The 15,600-nt window shown below is 63.8% G+C and carries 16 protein-coding genes; 9 read left to right on the forward strand and 7 right to left on the reverse strand.

Annotation, left to right across the window (positions count from 1 at the left end):
• The first annotated feature begins 25 nt into the window (after window positions 1-25).
• From JN279_RS16870 to JN279_RS16880, 3 genes are all read left to right on the forward strand, one after another.
• Complete coding sequence (locus tag JN279_RS16870; RefSeq protein WP_202353421.1) at window positions 26-1,021, forward strand: LacI family DNA-binding transcriptional regulator; 996 nt, start codon at window positions 26-28, stop codon at window positions 1,019-1,021.
• A gap of 348 nt (window positions 1,022-1,369) precedes the next feature.
• A complete protein-coding gene (locus tag JN279_RS16875) occupies window positions 1,370-2,950 on the forward strand; it encodes a tyrosinase family protein (protein WP_202353422.1) in 1,581 nt (526 codons plus the stop codon).
• Window positions 2,950-3,672 carry a copper chaperone gene (locus JN279_RS16880; RefSeq protein WP_202353423.1) on the forward strand — a complete coding sequence of 241 codons (723 nt, stop codon included), beginning with the start codon at window positions 2,950-2,952 and terminating at the stop codon, window positions 3,670-3,672. Before JN279_RS16875 ends, JN279_RS16880 begins: the two co-directional genes overlap by 1 nt.
• A 54-nt stretch (window positions 3,673-3,726) precedes the next feature.
• On the opposite strand, the gene JN279_RS16885 is transcribed toward JN279_RS16880, so the two are convergent.
• The gene (locus JN279_RS16885; protein WP_202353424.1) at window positions 3,727-4,197 is read right to left on the reverse strand and encodes an NUDIX domain-containing protein; all 471 of its coding nucleotides are present in this window, start codon (window positions 4,195-4,197) and stop codon (window positions 3,727-3,729) included.
• A gap of 183 nt (window positions 4,198-4,380) precedes the next feature.
• Here JN279_RS16885 and JN279_RS16890 point away from each other — a divergent pair, with 183 nt between their 5' ends.
• Window positions 4,381-4,911, forward strand: coding sequence for a sterol desaturase family protein (locus tag JN279_RS16890; RefSeq protein WP_202353425.1), 531 nt, complete (start codon window positions 4,381-4,383; stop codon window positions 4,909-4,911).
• A gap of 68 nt (window positions 4,912-4,979) precedes the next feature.
• On the opposite strand, the gene rsgA is transcribed toward JN279_RS16890, so the two are convergent.
• Together rsgA and dinB are read right to left on the reverse strand one after the other, a co-directional pair.
• The gene (rsgA, locus tag JN279_RS16895; RefSeq protein WP_202353426.1) at window positions 4,980-6,026 is read right to left on the reverse strand and encodes a ribosome small subunit-dependent GTPase A; all 1,047 of its coding nucleotides are present in this window, start codon (window positions 6,024-6,026) and stop codon (window positions 4,980-4,982) included.
• A gap of 416 nt (window positions 6,027-6,442) precedes the next feature.
• The gene (gene dinB, locus JN279_RS16900) at window positions 6,443-7,690 is read right to left on the reverse strand and encodes a DNA polymerase IV (RefSeq protein ID WP_202353427.1); all 1,248 of its coding nucleotides are present in this window, start codon (window positions 7,688-7,690) and stop codon (window positions 6,443-6,445) included.
• A 209-nt stretch (window positions 7,691-7,899) separates the two neighbouring features.
• On the opposite strand from dinB, the gene JN279_RS16905 reads away from it, so the two are divergent.
• Window positions 7,900-8,613, forward strand: coding sequence for a DUF899 domain-containing protein (locus JN279_RS16905; RefSeq protein ID WP_202353428.1), 714 nt, complete (start codon window positions 7,900-7,902; stop codon window positions 8,611-8,613).
• Between the two features lie 67 nt (window positions 8,614-8,680).
• On the opposite strand, the gene JN279_RS16910 is transcribed toward JN279_RS16905, so the two are convergent.
• Window positions 8,681-9,103, reverse strand: coding sequence for a winged helix-turn-helix transcriptional regulator (locus JN279_RS16910; RefSeq protein ID WP_202353429.1), 423 nt, complete (start codon window positions 9,101-9,103; stop codon window positions 8,681-8,683).
• Window positions 9,104-9,214: 111 nt separating this feature from the next.
• On the opposite strand from JN279_RS16910, the gene JN279_RS16915 reads away from it, so the two are divergent.
• The 3 genes from JN279_RS16915 (at window position 9,215) to JN279_RS16925 (ending at window position 12,097) form a co-directional block, all read left to right on the forward strand.
• Entirely contained in the window at window positions 9,215-9,802 is a 588-nt protein-coding gene (locus tag JN279_RS16915; protein WP_202353430.1) for a dihydrofolate reductase family protein, read from the forward strand.
• 356 nt (window positions 9,803-10,158) lie between these two features.
• The gene (locus JN279_RS16920) at window positions 10,159-11,100 is read left to right on the forward strand and encodes an alpha/beta hydrolase (protein ID WP_202353431.1); all 942 of its coding nucleotides are present in this window, start codon (window positions 10,159-10,161) and stop codon (window positions 11,098-11,100) included.
• Between the two features lie 67 nt (window positions 11,101-11,167).
• Complete coding sequence (locus JN279_RS16925) at window positions 11,168-12,097, forward strand: sigma-70 family RNA polymerase sigma factor (protein WP_096447978.1); 930 nt, start codon at window positions 11,168-11,170, stop codon at window positions 12,095-12,097.
• 71 nt (window positions 12,098-12,168) lie between these two features.
• Here the strand turns inward: JN279_RS16925 and JN279_RS16930 are convergent, their stop codons facing one another.
• A complete protein-coding gene (locus JN279_RS16930) occupies window positions 12,169-13,083 on the reverse strand; it encodes an alpha/beta fold hydrolase (RefSeq protein WP_202353432.1) in 915 nt (304 codons plus the stop codon).
• Window positions 13,084-13,204: 121 nt separating this feature from the next.
• On the opposite strand from JN279_RS16930, the gene JN279_RS16935 reads away from it, so the two are divergent.
• The gene (locus JN279_RS16935) at window positions 13,205-14,107 is read left to right on the forward strand and encodes a LysR family transcriptional regulator (protein WP_096447974.1); all 903 of its coding nucleotides are present in this window, start codon (window positions 13,205-13,207) and stop codon (window positions 14,105-14,107) included.
• An 8-nt stretch (window positions 14,108-14,115) separates the two neighbouring features.
• On the opposite strand, the gene JN279_RS16940 is transcribed toward JN279_RS16935, so the two are convergent.
• Both JN279_RS16940 and JN279_RS16945 read right to left on the reverse strand, forming a co-directional pair.
• On the reverse strand, window positions 14,116-14,859 hold the full coding sequence (locus JN279_RS16940) for a 2OG-Fe(II) oxygenase (protein ID WP_202353433.1): 744 nt from the start codon (window positions 14,857-14,859) through the stop codon (window positions 14,116-14,118).
• Complete coding sequence (locus tag JN279_RS16945) at window positions 14,856-15,410, reverse strand: methylated-DNA--[protein]-cysteine S-methyltransferase (RefSeq protein WP_202353434.1); 555 nt, start codon at window positions 15,408-15,410, stop codon at window positions 14,856-14,858. Before JN279_RS16945 ends, JN279_RS16940 begins: the two co-directional genes overlap by 4 nt.
• Between the last annotated feature and the right edge of the window lie 190 nt (window positions 15,411-15,600).

Below are 15,600 nucleotides of genomic sequence, written 5' to 3' on the forward strand. Positions count from 1 at the left end.
ATTGTTCGTCGAGTGGCGAGGGACTGTGGCAACAACGATCAAAGATATCGCCCGGCTGGCTGGCGTGACGGCGGCAACCGTTTCAAAGGTCCTGAACCGGAAGGACCAGTCGATCGGCGAGCAGACCCGCGAAAAGATCTGGTCGCTGGTCAAGGAACTCAACTACACGCCGAACTCGATTGCCCGCTCGCTGATCACCCGCAGTTCGCGCGTCATCGGCGTCATTGTGCCGGACATCCTCAACGCCTATTTCACCGAGCTGGTGCGCGCCTGCGACCAGGCCGCGCGCGAGCGCGGCTATTCGACGATCCTGTGCAATTCGGACTCCGATCCAGAAAAGGAGGCGGCGCATCTGACCTTCCTTGCCAGTCACGGCGTCGATGGCATCGTGCTCGCCGCGAGCGACCTCATTCCGGAGGTCGACCTTTTGGAGCGGCTCAGGATTCCAGTGATCTCGATGGACCGGGAAATTCCGGACCTCGATTGCCTGGCCGCGCGCATCGATACGGATTACGAGCAGGGCGCTTTCCTGTCGGCGCGCCATCTGATCGAGGCGGGACACACGCGTATCGCCTTTGTCAGCGGCAATCCCTTGGCGTCGAACACCAAAATCAGGCGGGCGGGGTACGAGCGGGCGCATCGCGAGGCCGGGCTGCCGGTCGATCCCGACCTGATCGAGTGCGGCGCGTTCAACCATCGATTTGGACTGGTGGCCACCCGCACGCTGCTCGACCGCACCAGCTTCTCGGCTATGTGCTGCATGAGCGATATGCTGGCGATGGGGGCTACGGTGGCGCTGCGCGAACGCGGCTTGAGCGTTCCCGAGGACTGCGCGGTGATGGGCTTCGACAACATCTACATCGCGCCGCTGCTGGTGCGGCCTCTGTCGACGATCGAACGGCGTATTTCCGAAGCCGGCGCCCTGGCGATCGGCGCGCTCATCGATTTTCTCGACGACCCCTCACATCCGCGCCGGACGGTGCTGATGGAACCGACGGTGATCCTGCGCGAGACGACGTAGTCAGCCGGCAGGTTCGCCGCGTCCCTCGGTCGACGCCCCGTTTTTCGAATGAGACAGCGCGGAACTGCCTCAGCGGTTCGGAAGCCACTTTCTGCATTTGCGCGAATATTGAGAGATGACTCGCCAAGGCGAAGGCGACGGCAGCGGATTCCGCATCCTGTTCGCTCTCGATGCCATCGAGATTGCCCCTATCTGTTTGTTCGAGCATGATCTTTCCGAAATCAGCCCATCTTGTCGGTGGTCCGATAGCTAAAATTTTTTGGAATTACTTTGAACAGACTTTTGGATTCAAATGGATTCGGGTCTCGTTCGAGCATATACTCTCCATGCTAAACAAAGGGGGAGACGATGGCTCGAATTCGGCGAAACGTCTGGAGTCTTGCGCAGCCCTGGGATCCTGTTTTGCTGTGGTATGCTCGTGGCGTGCAGGCCCTTAAGGCGCGGCCGTTCCCGGATGTCACCAGTTGGCGATATCTTGCCGCTATCCATGGTATCGAAGAACAGATCTGGCGTGAGTTCGGCTGGCTCAAGCCTGCCGAGCAATTGCCGCAGACGCCTGAATTCAAGAACCAGGATCAAGGCCAGTGTCAGCATCACGGCTGGTATTTCGTCCCCTGGCACCGCGGCTATCTCGCGGCTTTTGAAGCCATTGTTCGCGCTGCCATCGCGAAATTGCCCGGCGCGCCGGTGGACTGGGCGCTGCCTTACTGGGACTACAACAGCAAGGCCGTCGCCAATCCCCGCGCTCTTCCTGAAGCCTTCGCAAAGAACGTCTGGCCCGATGGCGGCGACAATCCGCTGTTTGACAAACGACGCTACGGCCGCGGCGACGGCGTGGTGGTCATCCGGCCACAGGACGTGGATACCAAGACCGCGCTGACCGATGGGCAGTTCGAGGGCGTCACCAACGGTTCACCCGGCTTTGGCGGTGTGCGCACGCCGTTCCAGCATGACGCCGATCGCGATCATGAAGGCTGGCTCGAGCAGGTGCCGCATGATGTGGTGCACGGGCGAGTGGGCGGAAGCCAGGCCGGTCAAGATCCAAACGACTGGCGTTTCGCGGGCCTCATGTCGATGCCGGAGACGGCAGGGCTCGATCCCATCTTCTGGCTGCACCATGCCAATATCGACCGGCTGTGGGAGGTCTGGCGCAAGCGTGACGCACGTCACAAGAACCCGACCCTCTCTTCATGGCTCAACGGCCCGGCCGGGCGGCACAAGTTCATTCTTCCGCAGCCCGATGGAACCCGCAAACGATTTGCGCCGAAAGATATGCTCGACACAACCGCACCAGCGCTCAATTATGTCTATGAAGACACCAGTGATCCCTTTGCCGGGCAACAGCGCCTGAGCATCAGGCTGAAAACGCTGAGCATGGTGATACCAGGCGCCCAAGGCGTTGCAGGTCCGGAGGTCAGTTCCGTGGCGAAAAAGCCCATCGTCGAATTGCTTGGCGCCAACGCCAAGGCCGTCACGCTCTCCAACGCGCCCACGTCAACGACAATCAAGGTCGACAAGCCGACCGCCCGCAAAGTCACCAACAGCTTCAAGCTGAACGAGTTCGCGGCACGGTCTGTCCCCGAACCGGACCGCGTGTTTCTGAACCTCGAGAACATCACCAGCGACAACAATGCCGCCGTGTTCGACGTCTATGTCGGGCTGCCAGAAGGCGCCGACCCGGCGGCGCATCCCGATAATCTGGCAGGGGTGGTGTCGCTGTTTGGAGCGCGCGCCGCGACGAACATGGCCAAACCGCATGGCGGTTCGGGAATGACGAAAGTATTGGAGATCACCGATACGATCGACCGGCTGCATCTGTCCGGCAATGCCGACCTCAGCAACTTGTCCGTGCTGTTCGTGCCGGTGAGTTCGGTTGGAGCGGGAGGGGTCTCGATCAAGCGCGTGAGCATCTATCGTCAGTCGAGCTGATGCTGAGACAATGGTTACAGGCACGGGGTTTCGGCCCGCTCGGGCTTCTGCTCTGGAGCGTCAGCCTGTGTGCATGGCTGCTGATTGTTGGGGGTGACCGGCTTCATGTCGCGCTGCCGCTGCTGTGCGGGGGACCGCCCAACGCCCTAATTCCTCAAGGCGTGTTCGCTCTCGACTTCGCGATACAAACAGTCGGCTGGCCGGCGCTTGCTGGTGGATCGGTGCTGATGGTGGTCGCGATGATGGCGCCGGCGCTCGCCGGACCGTTTCTGCATTTGTGGTATCGCTCCTTGTCACGGCATCGCTGGCGAGCGATCCTGCTCTTCATCGCCGGCTACCTGTCGATCTGGACGGTCGTCTGTGTGTTCCTGATCTTGACGGCCTACCTCCTGCACGGCTCGACCGGCTCGGAACTGGGCGCCGGGCTGGTGGTTGCCGCGGCAGGCCTGGCCTGGCAGGTCAGTCCGGCACGGGCACGTTGCCTTGCCCGATGTCACTTGCGTCCGCGGCTGTCGATCTTCGGCGTGGCGGCGTTCACCGATCCGCTGCTTTTCGGCCTCACCTTGGCCTGCTGGTGCGTGGCGACCTGCTGGGCCTTGATGCTTTTACCGCTCTGCCTTGCCGATGCCCATTTGCCGTTGATGGCGGCGGGCGCGCTTCTCGTCGCCATCGAACGGACCAGGCAACCAAGGCCTGGCCGATCGGGTCTGGTCTTTCGATAGGATTGAACCGCCTTGATCCAGCGATGATCGATGGAAGGAAACTGGCGCCGGCGATCACCCGGCATCCAGTTGCCTCGCCAAGTCAGCCAGCATCGGGCGCTGGCCCGCAAGGATCTTGACCTCGGCCTCGGACAGGCTGAACCAGCCGGCCCTGTCGACCTCGGGAAATTCTTTCATCGACCCGGACCGCGGCGGCCATTCCATCGTGAAATTGTTGCTCTTGATGGCGGCGACATCGATCTCGGCTCTGGCCTCGACGGACCAGGCGATGACGATCTTGCCGCCCGGTTGCTTGTAGGCGCCGAGGCGCGTGAAGGGGCCGTCGACGGTGATGCCGAGCTCTTCCCCGGTCTCGCGCTGTGCAGCCGCCAGTTCGTCCTCGCCCTCGTCGACGAGGCCTTTCGGGATCGACCAGGCGCCATCGTCCTTCTTCGCCCAGAAGGGGCCGCCGGGATGAACCAGAAGCACCTGGATATCCCCATCGTTTCGACGATAAATCAGCAGGCCCGCACTGCGTTTTGCCATGATTGCATGTCCGTTTGCGGTGCTGGTGCGAGTCGGCCGATTCTGCAGGGATCATGGTGCCGAACTTGCACCGGGAAATTGCGACGCTATGTCAGATGCGTCCGGATTGCACCTCACCCGCGAGTTCGGCAATCTGTTAGCGTCGTTTCTGGGGCGAGTCGAAAATCAGTTGGGGCATCGGGAATGCAACTCGGTCTGATCGGCTACTACAGCGATTTCGTGGTCTATCCCTTAGTGATCGCCCTGTTGGGGGTGGCCGGGCTGATCGAGGCCGGGGAAGAGAGCGCGCCGGAATGGATCGGCACGGTGCTGATCTGTCTCGTTCTGTGGACGTTGATCGAATATGTCCTGCACCGCTTCGTCCTTCATCACGTGCCCTACATCAGGGATCTGCACGACCGTCATCATGTCGAGGAGCGCAGTCCGGTCGGCACGCCGACCTGGCTCAGTCTCGGCGTGCATGCGTTGATCGCACTGCCCGTTTGGCTGATCTCGGATTTCGCGACCGCCAGCGCGGTCGGCTGCGGGCTGATGCTGGGCTATCTCTGGTACATCAGTGTCCACCACATGATCCACCACTGGCATCCCGCCCATCCCAGCTATCTCTACACCCTCAAGCGCCGCCACGCGGTGCATCACCATATCGACGACAACGCCAATTTCGGCGTGACGTCGCTTTTGTGGGACCGGGTTTTTGGTACGGCGCGGCTTTGAGGGCAGTAGGGCAGTAGGGCAGTAGGGCAGTAGGGCAGTAGGGCAGTAGGGCAGTAGGGGTAGCCGTTTCAGCGCCGCTTTCCACGGCCGGCGGGTGATTTGCTACCACGCGGCCCGCTCTGCACCGGCGTGTTGTGCTGGTTTTCCTCGGACAGTTTGCGCCAGCGGGCAAGACGCTCGGGATCGAGCGTGCCGGCCTTGATGGCAGCCTGCACCGCGCAGCCCGGTTCGTGCACATGGGTGCAGTCGCGGAATTTGCACAGCGGTGCCAGCTCGGTGATCTCGGCAAACAGCGTGTCGATGCCGTAGCCGACGTCGCTTACCTGCAGCGTGCGCATGCCCGGCGTGTCGATCACCCAGCCGCCACCGGCAATGGCATGCAGCGAGCGTGCCGTGGTGGTGTGGCGTCCTTTGGCGTCGTGTTCGCGAATGGCTCCGGTCTGCTGCGGCGATTGCTGCGCCGATCCGGCCAGCGTGTTGACCAGTGTCGATTTGCCGACGCCGGAGGAGCCGATCAGCGCCACCGTCTGCCCCGTGCCGCACCAGGCGGCGAGTGCTGCCGCGGCATCCGACGTGCGCGGGTTCAGCGTCACCACCGCCAATCCGCGCTGCAGCGCGGAGGCTTGGCGTTGGTACGCCTCGGCGTTTTCAGCTGTGTCGGCCTTGGTCAACAGGATGACGGGTGTCGTTCCGGCCTCGTTGGCCAGCGCCAGATAGCGCTCGAGCCGGGCGATGTTGAAATCGGCATTGCAGGAGGTGACGATGAACAGCGTGTCGACATTGGCCGCGGCCAGCTGCGGCACCCGGCCACCCTGGGTGCGGCGTTCCAGCACCGTCTTGCGCGTCAGGCGGCGGCGCAAGAGGTGACTATGCGGCTCGACCAGCACCCAGTCGCCGACGGCGTAGTCGCCAGTGTTGGCCTGCGGCGCCAGCGTCAGGTCGATTTGTCCCGTCTGGGACAGGCCGCTCAGGCGATCACGATGCACCATGGCAATGCGGACCGGGATGAGGTTTGCCTCGCCCGGTTCAAGCTGGTCGCCGAAAAAATCCGACCATCCAAGGCTGGCAAGCGATAGGGACGGGGCGGGGGAGGAGGCCGTCACGGCTTCGACCAAGGGTACGGCGTCGCTGACATCGGACAGTATCTCTGGCAAAAGAGGGGAGGCGCGGACCTCTCGACAGGCGATCCACCCGAGCCGTTGGTATGGGCGGCATGGCGGGATTTGGCAAGCATTTCACGGCGAGAGGGCCGGGCTCGCCCGTCAGCGACCTCGATTGTCGCGATGATCGCCGGGAGAGCCTCAGGACAAGAAGCGGCTCGCGAGGTCGGAGTCCGCATTTTCTTGACAAGCCGCGCTGGCCGGATGTTACTGCCGCCAGCCGCTTGGGCTGGGGGACTTTGCCGTGAAGAAGACATATCTGAAGCCGGTGCTGGTGAAGCGCGAGCTGCTGTCCGCCGTGACCGCCGCGCCTGCCACGTCCGGGCGTTGATCCGGAAGCCGTAGGGCGAGGGGGCTGACGCTTCCCGCGCTCACAGTTCCTTTTCCGCCAATTCCCTGAATTCGTCGGGCACGGAGCGTGCCGCTTCCAGCGCCACGGTGCCGTAGCCGACGGCCTGTTTGCCGAAGCGTTCGCGGATCTTGTCGATGGCGCGGTCGGCGCCGAAGCGGGCGAGGCCCTTTTTGCTGCCGGGGCGACGCTTCTCGTCGGCGAGGCCAAGCGGCAGATCGAGCTGCAGCTCGACACTTTCCTCGAGATGCGAGACCGAGATCGCCAGCAGCGAGATCGTCTTTTCCCGGGGATGATCGGCGAGTACGCCTCGTACTAGGTCCTGCGCGATTTCGGCCAGCATGGTGGTCGCCGAGATCGGCTGCTCCAGCGTGATCGAACGGGTGACGGCGCTGAGATCGGCAAAGCGCACGCGCACCGTCACCGTGCGGCCGGGCCGCGCCTTGGCGCGCAGCCGGCTGGCGACGCGGTCGGCCAGATGCAGCAAGGTCGGCACGATCACCCGCGCCACGGCCGGCTTCTGGCCAAGTGCCGATTGCGCGCCGGCCGAATGCGCGCGGCGCCTGGTCTCCAGTTTTCTCGGGTCGCGGTTCCATGACAGGGCGGCGAGCTTTTCGCCGGCGGCGGGCCCGAGCAGCCTGGTCAATGCGCCGCTATGCGTCCTCGCCAATTGGCCGATGGTCTCGACGCCGATCTCGGCCAGCCGCGCCCTGGTCGCCGGCCCGACGCCCCACATCAGGCCGACCGGCAAATCGTGCAGGAAGGCGAGCTCCGTGCCGGGATCGACCACCACCAACCCGTCGGGCTTGGCGACCTGCGAGGCGATCTTGGCCAGATGCTTGGTGCGCGCCACGCCGATCGAGATCGGCAGGCCGAGTTCGGCCCGCACGCGGCGGCGGATCGCCGTGGCGATCTCTTGCGGGGAGCCGAACAGATGCGTGCAGCCGGCGACATCGGCAAAGGCCTCGTCGATGGAAATGCGCTCGACCACCGGCGTGAAATCGTCGAGCACCTTGATCGCCGCGTCGCCCAGCCGCTGGTAGTGGCTGAAATTGCCGCCGACGAAGATCAGCTGCGGGCAAAGCTCGCGTGCCTTGCGCCCGGGCATGCCGCCGCGCACGCCGAAGGCGCGCGCTTCATAGGAAGCCGCCAGCACCACACCGCCGCCGACAGCGATCGGCTTGCCGCGCAGCGACGGGTCGAGCAGCTGCTCGACCGAGGCATAGAAGGCATCGAGATCGGCATGCAGGATGGTGGCTGTGGTTTCCATCCGGCTGCATATCCACGGTTGCTGATGGATTAGAACGAATAGAGAACATAACGCGTACAGCTGTCAAGCGGTATGTCCGCGTTCGGCTGTATCATCTGCGCTCTTCCCGCGAAAACTGCACAGCCAAATGTCGGATCGCGGTTTTCAACAACGTCCTAGAGACGGGCAACGAGGCTGCAGCATACGCCTGAGTGCGTAAGGAGGACGACATGACCGACCACATCATCGCGCCTTACTCGGAGTGGTTTGAAGCGCACAAATCGCATCTCGGGAAAGAAAAGGCGTTGACGCGCCAGCGTCAGCAGCTCGCGGCGGACCGGCGGGCATTGCCGTGGCTGCGGATCGACAAGCCCTACGTTTTCGATACGAGCGAGGGACGGAAATCGCTGGCCGATCTCTTCGCCGGCCGCAGCCAGCTGATCGTCTATCACTTCATGTTTCCGCCCAATGCGGACTATCGCTGTACCGGCTGTTCATTCCTTTGCGATCACATCGACGCCGCCAACCAGCATCTCAGGCATCACGACGTCTCCCTGGTCGTCTGCGCGCGCGCTCCTCTGGCCGAGCTCATGGATTTCAAGGCGCGGATGAACTGGCAGTTCGACTGGGTTTCGTCGTTCGGGAGCGATTTCAATTTCGACTTCCAGGTGTCGTTCACCGAGGACCAGATCAGTTCGGGCAAGGTGCTCTTCAATTTTGAAGAGGTCGCGATGACAGGCAGGGATCGCGGTGGCGCGACCGTTTTCTACCGGGATGACGACGGCAAGATCTATTGCACTTTCCAGGTGCGGAGCCGGGGCGGCGAGAACCTGATCGGGACCTACAGCTATCTCGACCTCACTCCCATCGGCCGCAATGAAAACGGGCCATCGCATACGCTGGGCGATTGGGTCCGCCTTCACGATGAATATGAGGATCGATGATGATCCGCCGTGCCGCTGGGCAACGCGCCGGCCTCGGCCTTGGGACGTCCTTCAAGAGCTTCGGTGATCAAGCGTTCGCCAGATGCTCCGCCCGCAGCGCCGCCTTGATCCGCTCCAGCGCCGGTTCGCCGCCGGCCGCCAGCTCGTCGGCGATGCGGGCGAGCTGATCGTCGGCCTTGCGGTACTTGCTGCCCCAGGCGCCGAGCGTGGCCAGCACCGGCAACAGGTCGATGCCGGCCTCGGTCAGCCGGTAGATCGCCTTCAGCCCATGGCTCGGATCGTCGCTGCGGGTGAGGATGCCTTCGTCCTGCAGCGTCTGCAGCCGCTCGGCCAGCGTGCGCGAGGAGATGCCTTCATCCGACTGCAGGAATTCGCGAAAATGCTTTTTCCCGGCGAAGACCAGGTCGCGGATGATGAGCAGCGTCCAGCGGTCGCCGAGCAGTTCCAGCGACAGGCTGATGGGGCAGCCGGATCTTTCGCGCGTCGACATGTCTATGGTTCCATTTTTAAATCACTTTACTCTTGACATCATTTTTCCCACACGTCAATGGTTCCAAAAGTAAACCAATTCCCCTTGAACCGGACAAACGAGGAGACGACGATGAAAAAGCTGATCCTGCAGATGCAGATGTCGGTCGACGGTTTTGTCGGCGCGAATGACGACCATCGCTGGCAGCTCTGGGAATGGGGCGACAACATCGGCTGGGACGAGGACCTAAAGCGCGATTTCAACATCGTCTTCGCCGGCATCGATATCATCCTGCTCAGCCGCAAGATGGCCGAGGAGGGCTATCTCACCCATTGGGGTAACGCGGCGAAGAAGTTTCCCCACGACCCGTTCTACGCCTTCGCCCAGCGTATCGTGGAGGCCCGGAAGGTGGTGCCGAGCGACAGGCTGAAGGCTTCGCGATGGGAACGCACGACGGTGGTGAGCGGCGACCTGCCGCGCGAAGTCGAGGCGCTGAAGGCGCGCGAGGGGGCGGATATCGCCGTCTTCGGCGGCGCCGGCTTCGCCTCCTCCTTGACCGCCGCCGGGCTGGTCGACGAGTTCCAGCTGTTCGTCAACCCGGCGGTGCTGGGCGCTGGCCGCCGCATCTTCGACCAGGGCGGTTTTCAGAACCTCCGGCTGCTCGGCTCGAAGGCCTATGGCTGCGGCATGGTGGTCAACCGCTACGCTCCGGCGAGGTGAGGGCGAGGCGCTGCCCGGCTCATTGGCTTGCGCCTGTCGGCCAATAGCGAGGGCTGGCGATCCTTCACACCCCCCTCTGGCCTGCCGGCCATCTCCCCCGCAAGGGGGGAGATCAGATGTCACCTCTGCTTTCGCTAATCTCCAGCGTTGAAGAAAGGCCGCGTCAGGTGAAGTTGCCAATCTCCCCCCTTGCGGGGGAGATGTCCGGTAGGACAGAGGGGGTGCTGTCCCGCCGGCCTTGGCCTTCAGAGGCGAGCCATCCAAAAAAACAGCGCAGCCACGTATCCTTTTGATCAGCCCATTCGTCTCTGGCTTGGAAGGTCGCTATCCGCGATCCGTAACCCCAGGAGAGCATCATGGCGAGCATTGAGAGCGAAGCAAACAGGAACCACTACGCGGCGATCGCCGCCAATGCGGGCAAGATGGCCAGCCCGCAGGCGTTCGTCGAGTTCAACGATGCCAGTTGGACGGCGCTGACCGGCGAACCCGGCGGCGTCGATTATATCGAGGTCGATGCCGGCGGCGTGCCCGCGCTATGGATCGTGCCGAAGGGCGCCGACGACCGGCGCGTGCTGTTTTATGCGCATGGCGGCGGCTTCCTCGGCGGCTCGATCTACACACATCGCAAGCTGGTCGGCCATCTGGCCAAGGCCGTCGGCTGCCGGGCCTTGCTCTATGGCTATCCCCTGGCGAACCAGGGCAAGTATCCGGCCCAGCTCGAAGCGGCGATGGCAGCCTGGAACTGGCTCGTCGACCAGGGTTTCGACGCAAAAGCGATCGCGCTTGCGGGCGATTCCTGCGGCGCGGTGCTGACCTATGGCGTCCTGCAGCGGCTGCGCGCGCAAGGTCGACCGCTGCCGGCCGCCACGCTGATGATGTCCGGCTGGTTCGACATGGCGCTGACCGCTGCCAGCTACGAAACCAACCGCGAAAAGGATCCCTTCTTCGCCAAGGGGGGTGTCGACTGGCTGGTGACCAACTTCATCGGCGACCGCGACCGGCTCGATTCGGAGGTCAGCCCGCTCTATGCCGATTTGAGCGGCTTTCCGCCCGTCTTCCTGCAGGTCGGCGCCGACGAGACGCTGGTCGACGAAAGCCGCATGTTCGCCGAACGCGCGCGGCAGGCTGGCGTCGAGGCGCGTCTCGACGTCTTCGACGACATGCTGCACTCCTTCCAGATGATGGCCGGCAAGGCGCCGGAAGCCGACGATGCGATCGGCCGCTTCGCCGCCTGGGTGCGGCCGAGGTTGGGCCTGCCGGATGCTGGCGACAATGTCGCCGACAACAGGGCGGCGTGACAATGGGCCGGCTTGTGGATGCGCGGCGCTTGCGCGATGCTGTGGCAACGCCGAGCCACGTGCTGTGATGAACCAGCAGATCCGCAATTCCCCTGAAACGAGGCAAGGCATGGAGCTGCGCCTCGATCCCGAAGGCCTGTTCGACCTGCGCTACAGGGCGTTCCTGGAGACGGTCTCGCATTTGCGCGTCCGCCTGCACCGCTATTGCGCGCGCATGACCGGCTCGGCGCTCGACGGTGAAGACATCATGCAGGAGGCTTTGTTCGAGGCCTATCGCAAGATCGGGCTGCTCGACGATGCGCAGGCCTTGCGACCGTGGCTGTTCCGCATCGCTCACAATCGCTGCATCGACTTCATCCGCAACCGCCGCACGCGGCTCAAGGCCGAGGCAGGCTATGCTGGGGATGAGATCGTGCTGCCCGTCGAACCCGCCGGCCCGGGTGCCGGCCGCGCCATCGAGCGGCTGGTGGTGCACTTGCCGCCGAAGGAGCGCGCCTGCGTGCTGCTCAAGGATGTCTTCGACCATTCGCTCGACGAGATCGCCGACCTGGTCGGCTCGACAACCGGTGGCGTCAAATCGGCGCTCAATCGCGGCCGCGCCAAGCTCGCCGCTCTACCGGCGCAGCCGGCCGCGGCACCCGCACACGATCCCGAACTGGAGCGGCTGCTCGGCCGCTATGTCGAACTCTTCAATGCCAGGGACTGGGACGGGGTGCGGGCGCTGACCAGCGCCGATGCCCGGCTGCGGGTTTCGGACTGCTACAATGGCCTGCTCTCCCGCTCGCCCTATTTCGTCGAATATGAGCGCGGCGAGCCCTGGCGCATGCGGCCAGATGCGATCGAAGGGGAGGCGGTACTGGTCGTCGACAGGCGGCGTGGCGGGGAATGGCGGCCGGCCTATCTCGTGCGGATACATGCGCAGGGCGGTGTCATCGATCGCATCGCCGACTATTATGCGTGCCCCTGGATCCTGGACATGATCGCCGCCGACGGCTGATGGATTTGTCTGGCGGCGTCCTCTTTCACCAAGTTCGCGGCCGCCAGAACAATATCGGCCACTTCGCGCGGTTATCTGGCGAGGAAATCGGTGATGAGCTTGACCGTGGCGTCCGGGTTTTCCTCCATGATCCAATGACCGGATGCGGGCACGATGGCGCCGGTCACGTCCGACGCGACGAAGCGCAGGGTGTCGGCCTGTGTCGTGCCTGCCGATTTCTCCGCGCCGACTGCCAGCACCGGCATGGGCAATTTGCCGCCGGTGGCAAGCATTGCCTGGTTGTCGATGGCGTCCTGGTCGAATGCCTTGAACTGCTCGAAGGCGTCATGCATGGCATGCGGCCGCGCATAGAGTTTCGCGTAGTGGACGCGCGTCGCCTCGTCGATCTTCTTCGGGTCGGCCGACAGTTCGTTGTAGAAGCGGTCGAGATAGATGCGCTCGCGGCCAGCGACCAGCCGCTCCATGTCGGGGCCGCGGAAGTTGAAGTGCCAGAGCAGCGGGCTTTGCTTGATCTTGTCCCAGTCGCCTATGCCCGGCAGCGGTGCGTCGATGACGACCCATTTCGTGATGCGCTTGGGATATTGCGCGGCCAGCGCATAGCCGACCATGTTGCCGATGTCGTGCGTCACCAGGTCGGCCTTGTCGATCTTCAGCGCGTCCATCACGCCAGCGATGTCGGCCGCCTGATTCTTCTTGGTGTAGCCGCTGTCCGGATGCGCCGAAAGGCCCATGCCGCGCAGATCCGGCACGATCACCGTGTGATCCTTCATCAGCTTTATCGCCGCCTGTGCCCACATGTCGCCGGTATCGGCGAAGCCGTGCAGCAGCACGACAGCCGGTCCTTGTCCGCCAACGCGCACATAAAGCTTGGTGCCGTTGGTCTCGATCGACTGCGTCTTGAAGCCGGTCGGAAACGGGGTCACGCGCGCGGAGGCCGGAGCGGCGAGTGACAGCAGACCAAGCACGATAACCAAGGAACGAAACATGATGCATTACCCCGAGCTTTTATTCTGCCGCCGCCATATCGCGGCCTTTTCGACTATGGCACCATGCCCTTGATTTCGTTAGGCGTCGGTCGCCTGATTGTGAATTCGGGAAAACCGAACAATGTTGAAGCTCGAATCCGCCGCCGCCTTTGTCGCCGTCGCGGAATCCGGTTCGATCACCGAAGCGGCCAGGCGCATGAACCTGTCCAAGTCCGTCATCAGCGAGCGGCTGTCGGAGCTCGAGCGCAGCCTTGGCGCAAGGCTGCTGGACCGCACCACCCGCAAGCTCTCCATCACCGAAGCGGGGCGCGGTTTTTACGAGCGCGCCAAGCGCATCATGCAGGAGGTGACCGATGCCCGCGCCGAGATCGCCGAACATCGCGGCGACCTCGCTGGACCGCTCAGAATATCGGCGCCGACCAGTTTCGGCATCCTCCATCTCGGCCCGGCGCTCTACGGCTTCCTGGCCAGGCACCCGGGGATCGAACTGACGCTTGATGTCGACGACCGTTTCGTCAACGTGGTGGCCGATGGCTACGATGCCATTGTGCGTCACGGGCCGGTCGTCGATGACGGACCTGTCATCGTCAGGAAGCTGGCTTCCAGCCGTCGCTTCCTCGTGGCCTCACCGGACTATATCGAGCGCTTCGGACTGCCGGCAAACACCGACGAGCTGAAACGCCACAAGGGCATCATCTATTCCATCCGGGGTGCCGCCGACTGGCGGTTCAAGATTTCGCGGCGGCTGGTGACGATCCGCCCGGAAACCGCGCTGCGCGTCAACAATGGGATTTTGATGCGCGACGCAGCACTTGCCGGCCTCGGCCTGGCGCTGCTCCCCGCCTACTTCATCCGGACCGAGATCGCCGACAAGCGGTTGACGGTCGTCGATGTCGGTGCCGAGCCTGAAGGGGCCAGCCTCTATATCGCCTGTCCCGAGGACAGGCGCGGATCCGCCAAACTGCGCGCACTTACCGCATGGCTACGCAATGCCTTTGGCGATCCGCCCTATTGGGAGGCGTGAGCCGGCGTTCACTTCGCGTCGTGAAAAATGATGCCGAGCGTGTGACGCATGCCTGAGCGCAGGCGGCTGACGCCGTGGCGCAGATTGACGCGGTAGTTGCCCCTGGTTCCCTGCACCGGCCGGTTGTGGACGGCGAAGGCCACCGCGTCGCCCTGGCGCAACGGCACCACCTCGACCCGGCTCTGCATGCGCGGCCGCTGCTCGGTCAGCGCGAATTCGCCACCGGTGAAATCCTCACCCGGCTCGGAGAGCAGGATCGCCACCTGCAGGGGAAAGGCGAGGTCGCCATAGAGGTCCTGGTGCAGGCAGTTGAAGTCGCCCGGCACATATTGCAGCAAAAGCGGCGTCGGCCTGACCTGGCCGGCGGCGTGGCACTGGTCGAGAAACTCGGCATGCATGCCAGGGTAGCGCAGGGCGATGCCCATCCGCTCGTTCCATCGGTTGGCGACCTCGGCCAGCCGGGGATAAAGCGCGCTGCGCAGGCCGCCGATGAGGTCCGGCAAGGGATAGCGGAAGTAGCGGTATTCGCCTTTGCCGAAACCGTGCCTGGCCATGTGGACATGGCTGCGGAAATGCTGCTCCTGGGGGTAGAGGCCGGCGATCCGCCGGCACTCCTCGGGCGAGAGCAGCTTTTGCATCACCGCGCAGCCGAAACCGTCGAGTTCGGCGGCCAGCGCCGGCCACTCGTAAGCGCCGACGCGTGTCTCGGCGACTTCCACCGCAGATGCGGCAACCCTGGCATGGGCGTTCATATCTGGGCCTCCTTATCCAGCAAAGCGCGCTTGCGCTCGATGCCCCAGCGGTAGCCCGACAGCGTGCCGTCGGTTCGGACAACGCGGTGGCAGGGAATGCCGAGCGCGATGGCGTTGGCGGCGCAGGCGGTCGCCACGGCACGAGCGCCGTTCGGTTGGCCAAGGTGCCGGGCAAGCGCGGTGTAGGTGATGGTGGCGCCGCAGGGGATGGCGCGCAACACCTCCCACACACGTTGCTGGAACGGCGTGCCGTGGCGCATGTCGAGCGGCAGGTCGAGGCCTGCGCCGGGGGTTTCGATGAAGCGGGCTATCGCCGCGAGATCGTCGCACAGGGCGGCCTTGTCTTCGACCAGCACCTTGCCGGGGAAGCGGCTGGCGAGATCCTGCTCCAGCGCTTCGGCGCCGGAGCCGATGAGGATGGCGCAGACGCCGATATGGCTGCGCGCCGCCAGGATTTTACCTATCGCGGATTGGCCGATGGCGTAGGTGATGGTGTTGAGGGCGACAGCGTTGCGGGCTGTCGCCGGTATGTGGGTTTGCATGAGGTTCATTGCCTTCACTCCTTGTTGTGACTGAACCCTAGCGGTGTGCCGGTCGGCCCTCACTCCGATGCTTGCTTTCAAATTCAAATCGAAGGGGTTTGAGGGGCCGACAATGCCAAGGTAAGCGCTCTACGGCGCCCCCCCTCTGTCCTGCCGGACATCTCCCCCACAGGTGGGGAGATTGGCAGCTTTGGCGCCC

It is taken from the genome of Mesorhizobium sp. 113-1-2, from assembly GCF_016756475.1.
Lineage (GTDB): Bacteria > Pseudomonadota > Alphaproteobacteria > Rhizobiales > Rhizobiaceae > Mesorhizobium > Mesorhizobium loti_C.

Coding starts and splice junctions, on each gene's coding strand:
- JN279_RS16875 (WP_202353422.1), top strand. CDS start 1,370: ATGGCTCGAATTCGGCGAAACGTCTGGAGTCTTGCGCAGCCCTGGGAT.
- JN279_RS16880 (WP_202353423.1), top strand. CDS start 2,950: ATGCTGAGACAATGGTTACAGGCACGGGGTTTCGGCCCGCTCGGGCTT.
- JN279_RS16885 (WP_202353424.1), bottom strand. CDS start 4,197: ATGGCAAAACGCAGTGCGGGCCTGCTGATTTATCGTCGAAACGATGGG.
- JN279_RS16890 (WP_202353425.1), top strand. CDS start 4,381: ATGCAACTCGGTCTGATCGGCTACTACAGCGATTTCGTGGTCTATCCC.
- dinB (WP_202353427.1), bottom strand. CDS start 7,690: ATGGAAACCACAGCCACCATCCTGCATGCCGATCTCGATGCCTTCTAT.
- JN279_RS16905 (WP_202353428.1), top strand. CDS start 7,900: ATGACCGACCACATCATCGCGCCTTACTCGGAGTGGTTTGAAGCGCAC.
- JN279_RS16910 (WP_202353429.1), bottom strand. CDS start 9,103: ATGTCGACGCGCGAAAGATCCGGCTGCCCCATCAGCCTGTCGCTGGAA.
- JN279_RS16915 (WP_202353430.1), top strand. CDS start 9,215: ATGAAAAAGCTGATCCTGCAGATGCAGATGTCGGTCGACGGTTTTGTC.
- JN279_RS16920 (WP_202353431.1), top strand. CDS start 10,159: ATGGCGAGCATTGAGAGCGAAGCAAACAGGAACCACTACGCGGCGATC.
- JN279_RS16925 (WP_096447978.1), top strand. CDS start 11,168: ATGAACCAGCAGATCCGCAATTCCCCTGAAACGAGGCAAGGCATGGAG.
- JN279_RS16930 (WP_202353432.1), bottom strand. CDS start 13,083: ATGTTTCGTTCCTTGGTTATCGTGCTTGGTCTGCTGTCACTCGCCGCT.
- JN279_RS16935 (WP_096447974.1), top strand. CDS start 13,205: ATGTTGAAGCTCGAATCCGCCGCCGCCTTTGTCGCCGTCGCGGAATCC.
- JN279_RS16940 (WP_202353433.1), bottom strand. CDS start 14,859: ATGAACGCCCATGCCAGGGTTGCCGCATCTGCGGTGGAAGTCGCCGAG.
- JN279_RS16945 (WP_202353434.1), bottom strand. CDS start 15,410: ATGAACCTCATGCAAACCCACATACCGGCGACAGCCCGCAACGCTGTC.